The sequence below is a fragment of the Blastococcus goldschmidtiae genome, from assembly GCF_031845325.1.
GTDB classification, from domain to species: Bacteria; Actinomycetota; Actinomycetes; order Mycobacteriales; family Geodermatophilaceae; genus Blastococcus; species Blastococcus goldschmidtiae.
This window is the reverse complement of record NZ_JAVREI010000014.1, coordinates 1-14070: the sequence shown is the minus strand read 5'-3', so window position 1 is coordinate 14070 and position 14070 is coordinate 1. Positions and strand designations below refer to the sequence as shown.

Annotated in this window: 12 protein-coding genes; 5 read left to right on the top strand and 7 right to left on the bottom strand. The window is 73.9% G+C overall.

Going from position 1 to position 14070, the window contains the following annotated elements:
• Positions 1 to 134: 134 nt before the first annotated feature.
• From RM425_RS16705 to RM425_RS16695, 3 genes are all read right to left on the bottom strand, one after another.
• On the bottom strand, positions 135 to 803 hold the full coding sequence (locus RM425_RS16705; protein WP_311346348.1) for a response regulator: 669 nt from the start codon (positions 801 to 803) through the stop codon (positions 135 to 137).
• Positions 800 to 2434: a sensor histidine kinase gene (locus tag RM425_RS16700; protein ID WP_311346347.1), complete on the bottom strand. Its 1635-nt coding sequence runs from the start codon at positions 2432 to 2434 to the stop codon at positions 800 to 802. Before RM425_RS16700 ends, RM425_RS16705 begins: the two co-directional genes overlap by 4 nt.
• Before the next feature lie 82 nt (positions 2435 to 2516).
• Positions 2517 to 2915: a tautomerase gene (locus tag RM425_RS16695; protein WP_311346346.1), complete on the bottom strand. Its 399-nt coding sequence runs from the start codon at positions 2913 to 2915 to the stop codon at positions 2517 to 2519.
• 256 nt (positions 2916 to 3171) lie between these two features.
• On the opposite strand from RM425_RS16695, the gene malQ reads away from it, so the two are divergent.
• Complete coding sequence (malQ, locus tag RM425_RS16690) at positions 3172 to 5010, top strand: 4-alpha-glucanotransferase (protein ID WP_311346345.1); 1839 nt, start codon at positions 3172 to 3174, stop codon at positions 5008 to 5010.
• A gap of 103 nt (positions 5011 to 5113) precedes the next feature.
• Here malQ and RM425_RS16685 read toward each other — a convergent pair whose 3' ends face one another.
• Positions 5114 to 9607 (bottom strand): ExeM/NucH family extracellular endonuclease, encoded by a 4494-nt coding sequence (locus RM425_RS16685; protein ID WP_311346344.1) that lies wholly within the window; start codon positions 9605 to 9607, stop codon positions 5114 to 5116.
• A gap of 331 nt (positions 9608 to 9938) precedes the next feature.
• On the opposite strand from RM425_RS16685, the gene RM425_RS16680 reads away from it, so the two are divergent.
• From RM425_RS16680 to RM425_RS16665, 4 genes are all read left to right on the top strand, one after another.
• Positions 9939 to 10283: a hypothetical protein gene (locus RM425_RS16680; RefSeq protein ID WP_311346343.1), complete on the top strand. Its 345-nt coding sequence runs from the start codon at positions 9939 to 9941 to the stop codon at positions 10281 to 10283.
• Positions 10284 to 10364: 81 nt separating this feature from the next.
• Positions 10365 to 10565 (top strand): hypothetical protein, encoded by a 201-nt coding sequence (locus tag RM425_RS16675; protein WP_311346342.1) that lies wholly within the window; start codon positions 10365 to 10367, stop codon positions 10563 to 10565.
• A 15-nt stretch (positions 10566 to 10580) separates the two neighbouring features.
• The gene (locus RM425_RS16670) at positions 10581 to 11030 is read left to right on the top strand and encodes a hypothetical protein (RefSeq protein WP_311346341.1); all 450 of its coding nucleotides are present in this window, start codon (positions 10581 to 10583) and stop codon (positions 11028 to 11030) included.
• A complete protein-coding gene (locus RM425_RS16665; protein ID WP_311346340.1) occupies positions 11018 to 11806 on the top strand; it encodes a DUF998 domain-containing protein in 789 nt (262 codons plus the stop codon). The genes RM425_RS16670 and RM425_RS16665 overlap by 13 nt, the downstream gene beginning before the upstream one ends.
• Before the next feature lie 13 nt (positions 11807 to 11819).
• Here the strand turns inward: RM425_RS16665 and RM425_RS16660 are convergent, their stop codons facing one another.
• The 3 genes from RM425_RS16660 to RM425_RS16650 all read right to left on the bottom strand — a co-directional run.
• Entirely contained in the window at positions 11820 to 12827 is a 1008-nt protein-coding gene (locus RM425_RS16660) for an Acg family FMN-binding oxidoreductase (RefSeq protein WP_311346339.1), read from the bottom strand.
• 94 nt (positions 12828 to 12921) lie between these two features.
• Positions 12922 to 13842 carry a DMT family transporter gene (locus RM425_RS16655; protein ID WP_311346338.1) on the bottom strand — a complete coding sequence of 307 codons (921 nt, stop codon included), beginning with the start codon at positions 13840 to 13842 and terminating at the stop codon, positions 12922 to 12924.
• A 127-nt stretch (positions 13843 to 13969) separates the two neighbouring features.
• Positions 13970 to 14070, bottom strand: a 101-nt coding sequence (locus tag RM425_RS16650; protein WP_311346444.1) for an integrase core domain-containing protein, incomplete at its 5' end; no start/stop codon positions are given.

Below are 14070 nucleotides of genomic sequence, written 5' to 3'. Positions count from 1 at the left end.
ACGCGACATTAGTCCATTTTGTACATGGCCGGGTCCGCGCTACCGACTCCGCGAGGACGCGCCGACGATCGCTGCGCCGGGGGTTCAGCGCACCCGGTCGCACGACGGCGCCGCCGCCCGGCAGCTGCCGCTGTTCACCGCCAGCGGTACTCGGTCTCCGGCCGCCCCGCGCCGCCGTAGCGGGGGGTCCGGGTGGCCAGCCCGGTCTCGGCCAGGTACTCGAGGTACCGGCGGGCGGTGATCCGGGAGGTACCCGTCTCGCCGGCGGTCTCGGCGGCGGACAGCCCGTCGGCGGCACGGAGCACGGCCACCACGGAGTCGAGGGTCTGCGGGTGCATGCCCTTGGGCATGGGCGCCTGCCGCTGGGGTCGTGGGCCTTCCAGGGCCCGGTCGACGTCCTCCTGTCCGGCGGCGGCGCCGCCCGCGGGCAACCGGTCCCGGTAGTCGGCGTAGGCCACCAACCGGTCGCGCAGGGCCGCGTACGTGAACGGCTTGAGCAGGTAACCGACGACCCCGTGTGCCGCGGCGGCGCGGACGGTGGCCAGCTCCCGGGCCGAGGTCACGGCAAGGACGTCGACGTCGAGACGGGCGGCCCGGATCCGCCGGCACACCTCGACGCCGTGCGTGTCGGGGAGGTTCATGTCCAGCAGCACCAGGTCCACGGACATCCGCCCCAGCGCGTCCAGAGCGAGCGCGCCCGTCCCGGCGACCCCAGCAGTCGTGAAACCCGGCGTGCGGTCGACGTAGGTGCGGTGCGCCTCGGCGGCGACCGGCTCGTCCTCGACCACCAGAACCCGGATCACGGTGCGGTCTCCACGGCCGTGCGGACCGGTAAGGACACGGCGAACTGCGCCCCCGGACCCGAGCGCACGGCGACGGAACCGCCGTTGCGACGAACCGCCTGCGCGACGAGCGCCAGCCCGAGCCCCCGTCCGGGCCCAGCTGATGGCTTCTCGCCGGCGTCCTTGGTGGTCCACCCCCGCTCGAACACCAGCGGCACCTGCTGCTCCGTGAGGCCGTGTCCGCTGTCCTCCACGCGGATCTCCAGGCGGTCGCGGTCGATCCACGCGGCGAACTGGACCTCGCGCGGAGGTTCGCCGGCGAGCGCGGCGTCGATGGCGTTGTCGAGCAGGTTGCCGACGATGGTCACCAGTTCGCCGCTGGGGATGCCGGTGGCTGCCACGGCGGTGCCCGGATCGATCTCGAGCAGCACGCCCCGCTCGTGTGCCGTCGCGGACTTGCCCAGCAGCAGGGCAGCCAGCACTGGTTCCTCGACGGCGTCGACCACCCGGTCGGTCAGCCGCTGGGCCGACGCGAGCTCGGCGGTGGCGAACTCCACGGCGTCCTGCTCGCGGCCCAGCTCGATCAGTGAGACCGTGGTGTGCAGCCGGTTGCCCGCCTCGTGGGCCTGCGCTCGCAAGGATTCGGCGAAGGCGCGCACGCTGTCCAGCTCGCCGGTGAGCGCTTGCAGCTCGGTGTGGTCGCGGAGGGTCACCACAGCGCCGGCCGAACTCCCCGAGGCGTGGGCCGGTACCTGGTTGACCACCAGCACCCGGCCTCCGCTCACGTGCACCTCGTCGACCGTCTGCTGCTGCTGGCACAGCGTCTCCGCGAGGTCCCCGGACAGGAGCAACTCGTTGACGTGCCGTCCGCTCGGATCGGCGTCGAGGGACAGCAGGCGACGCGCCTCGTCGTTGACCAGCTGCACCCGGCGGTTCCCGTCGACGACCAGCAGCCCTTCGCGCACCGCGTGCAGCACAGCCTCGTAGTAGTCGAGCATCCGGGCCAGGACCGGCGCCCCGAGGCCGCGTGTCTGCCGCCGGAGGCGCCGGCTGATCAGCCAGCTGCCGGTACCGCCCACGGCGAGGGTGACCAGCCCGACGCCGGCGATGCCGGGCAAGGACCGGGCGAGATCCACTCCGATCGCATCGAGCGTGATTCCCGCCGAGACGAGTCCGATGACGTCACCGTCCCGGTCGACGACCGGGCCCGTCGCCCGCACCGAGGGCCCCAGCGTTCCGGTGTAGGTCTCGGTGAAGGTCCGGCCGGCCAACGCCGGCGCAATGGTGCCGATGAACGACCGGCCGATCTCCGCGGGATCGGGATGGGTGTACCGCGTCCGGTCGGGGGCGAACACGGTGATGAAGGAGATGTCGGTGTCCCTGCGCACCGTCTCCACGTACGGCTGCAGCACCTCGGTCGGCCGGGGGCCGGCCACCGCGTCGATCACCAGCGGTGAGTGGGCCAGCGCCGCCACGATCGCCGTCACCTGTCCCTCGGCGTCGTGCTGCGCCGTTCGCTGGGCGTTGACGTAGGCGACGGCGGTCGCCGTGAGGACGATGACGGCGAGCACCAGGCCCTGCAGGATCAGCAGTTGACGCGCCAGGCTGGTCGGGCCGGTACGGCGCCGCAGCGGGAGGTCGGGCCTGCGCACGCGGCCAGTGTGCCCCGCAGCGGCGGCGGCCGGGGACGCCTCGTCGTCGGGTGCGGGTCACGATGTGTTCACCGGCGGGGCGTCACCCCGGCTTGCCGGCGATGGGCGCCCAGTCCGGGGCGAAGCCCCCGAGGCTCGGGTGGTACATCTCGTCCCCGGAGTGCTGCGTGAACTCCACCTTGAGGTGGCGCTCCGGCAGCCCGCAGATGCGGACGCACACGTCGACGATCCGGCGGGCGAGCGCCTCCCGTGTCGCGGCCGGCCGGCCGGCGCGGACGTCGCACATCACCAGCCCCGCCGGTTCCGGGCCCTCCGTGCCACATCGCCAGACACCCCCGGGGCCGAGGGCGTGGATCGAGACGGTGATGAACTCGAGTCGGACGTCCATCACCTCGGCGTAGACGTCCCCGATCTCTCCGACAAGCGACCTCTTGGTGTCGAGGTCGAGATGGAGCGGGAGGTCGAGCTGCAGTGACGGCATGTCGTCTCTTTCCCGGTCGAGCGGCGCACCGCCGGCATGGCGTGGCCCGTCGGTGGCCGCCCCGCAGGACCCGGTCCCGGGTACCGCCCCCGGTCCACGCTGCCGGACAGGGTGGCTGCGGGCAAGCCGGCTCTGCTCGACGACGGCGCACCGGGGGCCTCGGGCAATCTGTTCGCGCTCCCCGCTCGCCATCGGGGAGACCGGCGCGACGCCCGTCCGACCTGCGGGGGCAGCGGAGCCCGGCGAGGATCGGCCGGTGACACCGACACCGACCACCGACGAGTGGGGCATCGATGCGAGCTGGCTGGACGCGCTCGACGAGGAGCACGAGGTAGCGCAGGAGACCATCGAGAAGCTCCGCGAGATCATCGGGACGCCCCCGGACGACCTCGAGGACAGGGCTCCGATCGTGGCCCGGCCCGGCGACGCCCTGGAGGTCGACGCCGCCGACGCCATCTGCGAGGACGGCGAGCTCCGGTCGATCGACGGGCACCTCCCCGAGGACTTCCCGCTCGGCTACCACTGGCTGCAGTCCGCCGACGGGCGCCGGCGCCGGCTGATCGTCTCCCCCGGCCGCTGCTGGCTGCCCGCGGAGCGGAGCTGGGGCTGGGCGGTCCAGCTCTACGCCACCCGCAGCCGGGAGAGCTGGGGCATCGGCGACCTCGGGGATCTGCGCAGCATCCGGCGCATGGCCGCCGACCAGGGCGCCGGCTTCGTGCTCATCAACCCGCTGCACGCCGTCGCCCCGATCGCCGAGCAGGAGGCCAGTCCCTACCTGCCGGCCACCCGGCGCTTCCTCAACCCGATCTACCTGCGCGTGTCCGAGGTGCCCGGGGCCGACGGCGTGGACCTCGAGGAGGAGGCCGGGCGCGCGCTGGGCGACGGCGAGCTCATCGACCGCGACGCGATCTGGGCCCGCAAGCGCGAGGTCCTCATGCGGATCTTCTTCGCCCACGGGGGCGGTGAGGCGTTCGGGCGCTGGCGGGAGCAGCAGGGCCGGCCGCTGCAGGACTGGGCGACCTGGGCGGCGATCACCGAGGAGCACGGGGCCGACTGGCACACCTGGCCCGAGGAGCTCCGGCGGTCCGGTGGCAAGGCGCTGGACGCCTACGTGGAGCGGCACGGCGCGGTCGTCGCCTTCCACGCCTGGCTGCAGTGGGCCCTCGAGCTGCAGCTCACGGCCGCCACCGACGGCATGACCGTGATCCAGGACCTGCCCATCGGCTTCGCCGGCGGCGGCGCCGACGCGTGGACGTGGCAGGACGTACTGGCCGACGGCGTGAGCGTCGGCGCTCCCCCGGACGCGTTCAACTCCGCCGGGCAGGACTGGGGCTCTCCCCCGCTGATCCCGTGGCGGCTACGGGACGCCGACTACGAGCCGTTCATCCAGTCGATCCGGGCCACCATCGCCGGCGCGGGCGGCCTGCGGATCGACCACGTCATGGGCCTGTTCCGGCTGTGGTGGGTACCGCGCGACGGCACCGCCGCCGACGGCGCCTACGTCCGCTACCCGGCGGAGGACCTGCTGGACATCGTCGCGCTGGAGAGCCACCGGGCGCAGGCCCTCGTCGTCGGCGAGGACCTCGGCACCGTGGAGGACGGCGTGCGCGAGGCCATGGCCGAGCACGGCGTGCTCTCCTACCGGCTGCTGTGGTTCGAGGACGACGAGCCCGCGACCTGGCCGGCCGAGGCGATGGCGGCGATCACCACCCACGACCTGCCCACGGTCGCCGGGCTGGTGGGTGGCGCGGACATCGCGGAGCAGCGCGAGCACGGGACCGGGACCGAGGAAGAGCTGGAGCGCGGCCGCACCACGCTGCTCGCCCAGTTGCCCGGGCTGGCGGAGGGTGCCGCGGCGGAGGAGGCGGTCGAGCACGCGCACCGACTGCTCGCGCAGGCGCCGTCCCTGCTGCTCTCGGCCACGCTGGACGACGCGATCGGCGAGCCCCGCCGTCCCAACATGCCCGGGGCCGGCGACCGGCCCAACTGGTCGCTCCCCCTGCCGGTCCTCGTCGAGGACCTGCCCGGGCACCCGCTGCTCCGTTCGGTCGTGCGCACCCTGGCCGACGGCGTCGCCGGCCCCCGCGCCGACTGAGCGGATCTGGCGGACGCCCCGGGGCTCGTCCGCCCCGCACGACGACCGGAGGCCGGTCCCCGCGACGGGGACCGGCCTCCGGCCGTTCAGCGGTGCTGCGGGATCAGTCCGCGAGCTCCCGGCGACGCCGGTTGGCGACCGCGAGGGCACCACCGGCGGCGGTCAGCGCCAGGCCGAGGGCGACCAGGCCGGAGACCTCGGCGCCGGTGTAGGCCAGCGAGCCCCCGCCCTTCATGGCGTCGGTACCGCCCGAGCCGGACACCTTGCCGGATCCGGAGCCGTTCCCGGAACCGTTGCCGTTCCCGGAACCGCTGCCGTTGCCGGACCCGTTGCCGTTGCCGTCGCCGGGCTGCTCCCCGTCACCGTCACCCGGGTGCTCGCCGCCGCCGTTGCCGTCGCCGGGCTGCTCCCCGTCACCGTCATCCGGCTGCCCGACACCACCGTTGCCGTCACCGGGCTGCTCCCCGTCACCGGGCTGCTCGCCGTCGCCGGGCGACTCCCCGTCACCGGGCTGCTCCCCGTCACCGGGCTGCTCGCCGTCGCCGGGCGGCGTGTCGCCGTCGGCCAGGGTGACGCGGCCGACGTAGTCCGCCGGGTCCAGGCCCGGGTTGTCCTCGATGTAGGCCTGGAAGCCCTCGAAGTCGATCAGACCCGTCTCCTCCGACGTGCCCTCGGCGAACACGGTGAAGTTGTCGCCACCGGAGGCCAGGAAGCTGTTGGTCGCCACCCGGTAGGTCGCGCCCAGGTCGATCGGCTCACCGGAGATCCGGATGCTGTCGACGATGATGCGCTCACCGGCCGGCTGCTCCGGGTCGTAGGACCAGGTCAGCTCCTCCGACGTCCCCAGGGCGAGGAACGGACGCGAGCTGCCCTCCGGCTGCCACTGCTGCTCGAGGATCCGCACCAGCTGCTCGCCGGTCAGGCTGACCACGATCAGGTCGTTGGCGAACGGCGTCACCGCGTTGGCCTCGGCCAGGGTGATCTCCCCCGGTGCGCCCTCCTCGCCGACGAGCAGGTCGGAGCGCAGCCCACCGGGGTTGACCAGACCGAGGTCGGCCGGCTCCCCCGCGGACAGCTCCGTGCCGTAGACGTAGGAGTCGGCCACCAGCCCGCCGATCGCCGAGTAGGAACCGCGGTCCTCGGTGCCGTCGGCGGTGAAGGCCCGCGTGATGTCGGCGACCAGCGAGCCGATGACCTCGCTGCCCACCTCGTCGGCGAAGGCCTCCGCCTCGGCGACGGTCTCGGCGACCTCGGCGACCCGCGGGTAGGCGGCGACGAGGTCCTCCTCCGACCGCTCGGTGAGCTCCAGGTTCTCGACCTCGAACTCGATCACCTCGTCGGTGACCTCGTCGAAGGTCAGCGAGATGCGGCCGAGCAGCTCACCGTAGGAGCCGCTCTGGATGACCGGCCGGGTCTGTCCGCTGTCGCCCACGGACGCCTCCCACGCGAAGGTCTGGTGGGTGTGGCCGCTGAAGATGGCGTCCACGTCGGCGTCCACGTCGCTGAGGATCTCCGCGAACGCGGTGTCCGCGGCCCGCTGCTCCTCCAGGTCGTCGCCGGGAGGCCCCTCGTGGGCGAGCAGGACGATCACGTCGGCCTCGTCGCCCGCGCCGTCGGTCAGCTCGCCGACCACCCGGTTGGTGGCCGCGACCGGGTCGCCGAAGGTGAGGCCCTCGATGCCCGCCGGGGAGACCAGGGAGCTGGTCTCCTCGGTGACCACGCCGATGAAGGCGACCGAGACACCGGCAGCGTCCGTGAGGGCGTACTCCGGCAGGGCCGGCTCGCCGTTGTCGAGGTAGACGTTGGCGCCCAGGTAGGGGAAGTCGGCCAGGCCGCTCCCCCCGTCCACGCCGATCCGCTCGACCAGGTCCTCGAAGCCGCGGTCGAACTCGTGGTTGCCGACCGTGGAGACGCCGAGGCCCATCTCGTCGAGCACCTCGAGCGTCGGCTCGTCCTGCTGGACGGAGCTGACGAACGGCGAGGCGCCGATGTTGTCACCGGCCGAGACCAGCACGGTGGCGTCGACGTCGTCGCGCTCCCGCTGCTCCTCGATGGTGCCCGCGAGCGCGACGGCCTGGGCCAGACGGCCGTGGAAGTCGTTGAACCCGAGCAGCTGGATCTCGGTGGTGCCGTCGTCCACGATCGGGCCGTCGCCGGGCACCTCGCCGTCGCCGGGCACCTCGCCGTCGCCGGGGAGCTCGCCCAGGTCGAGGCCGACGAGGAGCGGGTCGTGGTCGCTGGACCGGTACTCGTGCTCGGCGTACAGGGCCGGGTCACGGTCGTACTGGTAGGCGATGGACTCCACCGAGTTGATGTTCCAGTGGACGAGGTCGGTCACCTTCGCCGTCAGGCTGTCGGTCGACATCGCGTGATCCAGCGAACCGGACAGGTCGTCGAACACGTAGCTGTACCGGCCCGGGTCGAGCTCCGTGCCCAGGTCGGTCAGGCCGGCCGCCTCGAGAGCCAGGATCGGGTCCTCCTCCGAGTAGGCGTTCAGGTCGCCGAGGACCATCACGTCGTCGTCCTCGGTGCCGGCCTGCAGCGACTCGACGAAGGCGGCCAGCGACTGCGCCTGACGCGTGCGGTCGCCGTTGTACGCACCCTGCCCGCTGTCGACGTTGTCGCCGCTGGCGTCGCGGCCGCCGCCCTTGGACTTCAGGTGGTTGGCGATGACGGTGAACTCGTCGCCGTCGGCCTCGAAGGTCTGCGCGATGGGCTCACGGGCGTTGTCGAAGTTCGCCTCGTCGACCAGGCCCACGGAGTCGCCGACCGGGATGACGGCGGCGGGCTGGTAGATGATGGCGTTGCGGATGACGTCGCGGTCGACGCCGTACAGCTCCTGCGGCATGGGCACGAACGCCCACTTGTCCGCGTCGCCGGCGGCGGTGTTCAGCCGGCCGACCAGCTCGGCGAGCGCCGCGTCGGCGTTCCCCGGGGCGTAGCCGGTGGAGTCGGTGTCCTCGATCTCCATGAGCGCCAGCACGTCGGCGTCCATCTCGTCGATCGCCGTGACGATCTTCGCGGCCTGCTCCTGGAACTCCGCGGCGTTCTCGGCGCCACGGGCGGTGGAGCTGTCGCCGAAGGTGAGGAAGTAGTTCAGCACGTTGAAGGCGCCGACCTGGATGTCGCCGCCCACCGGCTCCTGGGAGGCCGGCCGGGTGTTCTGGGGAGCGAACACCCCGTCTGCCGTGCCGTCGGCCGGGAAGAGCCGCCACCGGTCGAAGCCGTAGCCCAAGACCAGCGGCTCGGTGAACTCCAGCACGTCGCCGACCCGGACCGGGGTCTCCTGGGTCAGGTAGGGAACGTCCCTGACCGCACCGCTGACCGCGTCGTCGAGGACGATCCGGCGCAACTCGTTGTCGGCCGCGATGGCGGCAGCGGCGGCGCCGGGGCGGGCGAGCTCGGTCGGCTGCACCAGCACGCCGCCCTCGGAGAGGGTCAGGTCGCCGTAGGCGTCGAGGTCGTAGACCTCGCTGACGGTCAGGTCCTGGACCGGGTCGACCAGCATGCCCTCGATGCGCTCCCGGTCGACGTCGTCGGCCGGGAGGTCCAGTGGAGTGGCGGCGGGGAGGTCGGCCACGGTGCCCTCGGCGCAGACGGTGACGGTGTTGCCCGAGCCGATCTGCGTCTGGTCGAAGTACTCGGCCGCCGGGCCGCTCACCGTCACGGTGTCGCCGAGGTCGACCGCGGCGGGGCTGAAGACGAAGATCCCGTCGGACGTGGCGGAGTCGCCGTCGCCGCCGTCCTGGACGAAGAAGCCGGACATCCCCGGCAGGTCGCCGACGACGACGCCGCGCACGCTGACCGACTGGCCTGCGAGCGGGGTCGTGTCGCCGCTGCCCTGCACCGCGCCGATGGTGTGGGTCGGGTCGGTCGTGCAGACGTCGCCGGGAGTCTCGCCGCCGCCACCGGGCGTCTCGCCACCGTCACCAGGGGTTTCGCCGCCGTCGCCGGGGGTCTGGCCGCCGTCACCGGGGGTCTCGCCGCCGGTGGTGGGGTTGACCGCGCCCCGCGTGCTGGGCGCGGGACCGGTCCAGGTCAACGTCTCCGTCGTGACGTCGTAGATCCGGGACAGCGACGAACCCTCCACCGGCGCGGGATCCTCGGCGACGCCGACGTCCTCGCTGGTCATGCCGGCCGCGGCGCCGTCCGATGCCACGTAGGTGCCCTCGTAGGAGAGGAACTCCACGACGGTCCCATCGGCGGCGACCAGGGCCAGCCCGTCGGGCCCACCGTTCTGGAGCCCCACCGCGTCGACGGCGACCACGGCCGGCGCGTCCGCGGGAGCCGTCACGGCCGGCAGCGTGAGCGTGTCGTAGAGGGCACCGGTCGGGTTGCCACCGCCGTTGTAGAGCTCGACCGTCAGGCCTGCCGAGCTCGTGCCCGGAGGCAGCTGGACCTCGACGAACTCTCCCGCGTCACCGCCTGCGTCGTCGTAGTGGAACTCGGAGATGAAGGGGGCGGTCGGGGGCGCCGCAGAGGCGAGCGCGGGCATGCCGACGACTGCCATGGAGACAGCGGCGGTGCCGATGGCCGCGCGACGTCCGAGGGCACGTGCGGTGCCTGATCGCCGTGCGGTGCCGAGGATTTCGGGCACGCGTTGGTCCTTCCGAGGGGCTGGGTAGCGGCGTCACTGAGTGACGGCGGCGGACGCTAGGGAGCGATTCCGACGGCCAGATGACGAAACGGTCACGCCGTCCTCCCGGGGGCATGTCGGTGTTCGCCCTCGGACCGGCGACATGCATCGGACCGCACACGGAACGTGGTGACGCCACCGGGCGGACGGGTTCCGCATAGGGCGCCGGCCCTCGGGCGGCCAGCCGAGATCCGGTGTCCTGCGCCACAGTTCCGGCGTCCTCGACTGTTCATCTCCTGCTCACTCGCATGCCGCGGTCGAACACACGTTCGACCCATGCCATGCTGGCCGGGTGGCCGGAGGCATGCAGCGAGGCGGTTCGGGCAGATCGCTGGCCGAGCGGGCCGCGCTGTCCGGCCGAGCCTCCCCGCCGGCCGCCGACGCACCGCCGCCGGACCTCGACCTCCCCGACCGGACGCCCGCCACGGGCAACGCTGCGGCGGGCCGTGGCGGCGAGGGCCGGCACTGCTGGGTGCACGACCCCCCGGACGCGCCCGGCACCTGGCCGGGGCTGCTGGTCGAGTGGCGGCAGCGGCACGGCAGCTGGCAGGGCCGGGTCACCTACGCGGTCACCGGCCCGGACGGGCCCTCGCTGATCGAGACCTGGCTCCCGGCGGCCCGGCTCGAACCGCGGTGAGCCGGCCGCCGTGGTTAGGACCCCGGTCGACCGGGCTATGGCTCCGGTGACACGTTGATCCCTCCGGACGGAGTTCCCGCCATGACCAGCCCTCAGGACGAGCCCACCCTCGACGACGTCCTCCTCCCCGAGGAGAACGTGACGCGGGACCGCACCCAGCACGCGAAGGACCCGCACCCCAGCGACGAGGTGCTCGAGCACCGCACCGAGCTGGAACGGCAGGCCGTCGACTCCGACGACGCGGACCCGGCCGGCGCCGTGCGGCACCCCGCCACCGACTGACCCGGTCGGCGACCGGTGGCCCGGCTGCACGGCTCCGACGTCGCGGCCTGGCTGCTCAAGAGCACCCGGCCCCCGGCGGAGATCGTGCCGGGCTGGGCGCCGGGCGAGGAGCGGGAGCTGACCCGCTGCGTCCGGCGCTCCTACCGGCTGGAGCTGGTGTCCCCCGGCCAGCCGGTCGTCCTGTGGGTCAGCGGACGGGCGAGCCCGGGCGTGCACGCCGTCGGCACCGTCACCGGGCCGGTGCGCCAGAGGAACGGGGACGACGACGGCCCCGTGCTCCCGGTGCGGCTGACCCACCTGCCCGACCCGGTCGAGCGCGGCGAGCTCCTGGCCGATCCCGGATTCCGGACCGCTGAGGTGCTGCGGATGCCGGCCGGCAGCAACCCGTCGTGGCTGTCCACCGCCCAGCTGGCGTCGGTGCAGGCGCGAGCCGGCCTGCCCGGGCTGGGACCATGGGTCCCGTGACTCTCGACCGGCTCCGCTGGGGCGCGCTCGCCTGGGTGCTGACGTTGCAGTTCTTCGTCGTGGAGACAGTGGTGCAGCTGCGGGGACAGGGGCACTCCCGCGTCGAGGACGTCATCAGCGAACTCGGTGAGACGAGCTGGCCGGGCCACCAGACGATGAACGCCTCCTTCGTGGTGCAGGCCGCACTCATCGTCGGGGGCGCAGTCCTGCTCCTCCCCGCACTGAGCAGCGCCGCCGGCCGGGCGGCCGCCTACCTGGTCGGCATCGCCGCGCTCGGCGCCCTGCTGGTCGGCGTTTTCCCCGCGGACCGGTCCGACGTCTGGCACGGCACCGGCGCGGTCCTGTACCTGGTGGGCAGCGCCGTGGGGCTCATCGCCCTGGCGTACGCCCTGCGTCCCCGCTCGGAGCTGCTCGGGACGCTGCTGGTCCTGCTGGGGTTGGTCGGCGCGGCCGCGACGATCTTCTTCATCGCCGAGGTCGACGTGCTCGCCCGGGGCGCGACCGAGCGGGCGGCGGCCTACGTGCTGCCGATCGGACTGGCCGCGGCCGGCATCGCGCTGTGGCGGGCGGGAGCGGCCGAGGGCAGCGCGAGCCCGGCCCGCCGCGAGGAGCGGGCCCAGGCCCGCGCCGCCGCGGCCGAGAGCGCCCGCCGGCGGGACGAGGCGCTGGACGCAGCCGCCCGGCGCGCCGAGGGCCGGAGCGTCCCGGCCGACACCCCGGGGGACGGCTTCGACGCCGAGGACCCGTGGGCGCCGGCGCGCCGCTCGGACCAGTGAGGGTGCGGGGTGCTCAGCCGGCCGGCGCCGGCGCCAGCACCTCGGCCACCGGGCGCCGGCCGCTGCTCGCGATGACGGCCCCCTCCTGCGGGTAACCCATCCGCAGCAGCATCTGCGGGTGCCCCACCAGCGAGAGCCGGGACCGCAACCGGGTCCGCGTCGCCGGCCAGTCGAGCGCCTGGGTCAGCGGCGACGCCGCCACACCCGCCGACGTGGCCAGCAACAGCATCCGGCCCAGCGCCCGGCCGGCCTGCAGCCAGGCGTACCGGTCGTCGCCGTCGGAACCCACGAGCACGACGGTGGGCCGTTCGACGTCCGGCGGCGGTGCGTCGGGGTCGGCGGTGCGGCCGGTTCCGCCGTGCTCGCGGGTGCCGACGACGAAGTCGCGGATCGTCCAGTTGGACGGCCGCTGGTGGGGGTCCGCGCTGGGCACCGCCTCGACCGGCACGCCGTCGACGGCGGCCGGGTCGGTGCGCAGCCAGCTCTGCAGCTCTGCGAGGTAGGCAGGGTCCTGCTGCTCCATCTCCTCGGCGCGGTCGACGAGGAAGACCGTGGCCACCTCCTCCTCCGAGCGGGTCACCGGCTTGAACCAGACGCCGAAAGCGCCGGCCTCCGCCTGCAGCCGGTCCAGGAGTGCCGAGGGCACGTCCCGGGGCTGGAAAGGGTCGCGCACCGTGTGCCGCTGCTCGATGGCGGAGGCGAGCGCCCGGTCCTCCTCGGTGGCTTCGATCCGGCCGATGAGCCGCAGGGTGCCCAGGTGGTCGCCGTCGTCGTCGGGCAGCAGCTCCACCTCGCTGAGCCAGCCCGCGGCCGCGAACGCCACGACGGCGAACTCGACCGCGATGCCGCAGCTGATCACCTGCTGCCGGCCGGTCGGGTCGAGCACCGGCAGCGCACGTGCCGGGTCGAGGAAGACGTCGAGCTGGTCGGTGGTGGCGGTGAACCGCCACGGCTGCGTGTTGTGGATCGAGGGCGCCCGCGTGGCGGCGCCCACCACCTGCGCCCACTCCTGCTGTTCCACGGCGTACCTCCCGGGTCGCGTGCCTGCCCCCCTGCCTACCCCATCCTCGACCGGCACCGCACGCCGCCGTCGCAGCGGGACGCGCCGCGGAGGATCAGCCCGCGACCAGCCGCTCGGGTTCCGGGGCCGCCGCGCGCCGCCGTCCACCCCGCCGGGACAGCGCCACACCCACCAGGCACACCGCGCCTCCGACGACGGCCAGGGCCGGCGGGACCTCGTCCAGGAGCAACCAGCCCAGCAGGATCACCAGCGGCGGCACCAGGTAGGTGGTGACCCCCAGCCGGCCGGCGTCCATCCTGCGCAGCGCGTAGGCCCAGGTGCTGAAGGCCAGCGCCGTCGGCACCACCCCGAGGTAGACCATGCCGGCCACGGACCCCGCCGGCGCGGTCCGGAGGTCCGCGACGAGCGCACCGGCCCACGGCAGGCAGCACAGCGCGCCGATGGCGCAGGCGGTGAAGGTGACCTGGAGTCCGGGCAGCCGGCCCAGCAGCGGCTTCTGGGCGACCACCCCGATGGCGTAGGTGACGGCGGCGACGACGCTCAGCAGCACCCCCGCCAGGTCGAGCTCGGGGCCGCGGGTGGCCGAGCCGATGAGCAGCACCCCGGCGAAGGCCACGGCCACGCCCACGACGAGCCAGCGCGGGAAGCCCTCGCCGAGCAGCCAGCCGGCGAGGACGGCGATGAGGATCGGGCCGATGTTGACCAGCATCGCGGTGGTGCCGGCGTCCAGGTGCTGCTCGGCGGCGTTCAGCGCGACGTTGTAGACGCCGAACCAGCCGACGCCGCACACCGCGAGCAGCGCCCACTCGCGACGGTCGGGGGCGATCCAGCCGCGGCCGGCGAGGAGCGCCGCCAGCACCGTGGTGCCGACCAGCAGGCGGCCCAGCGCCAGGGCACCGGGTGAGAGGTCCTCCCCCACTCCCCGGATGGCCACGAACGCCGACGCCCAGGCGAGCACCGTGACGACGACGGCCAGGACGGTGCGCCCCGCGGGGGCGGCTGCCGGAGAGCTCACGGCCGCACCCTAGGCAGGAGCACCGACAGGATCCTGGCGGTTTCCGGCCGTCGCACCCGGTGCGGCCGGGGCGACGCGATATCCGGCAGGAACGCCGCGGTCTAGGTGTCGCGACCGGAGAGGTTGTTCACGCGGCGAGGCGGCTGACCGGTGGGCGGCCTCCGAGGGCGGAGTGGCTGCGGGCAGTGTTGTAGTGCTCCAGCCAGCTGTCCAGGGCGGCGGTGCGCT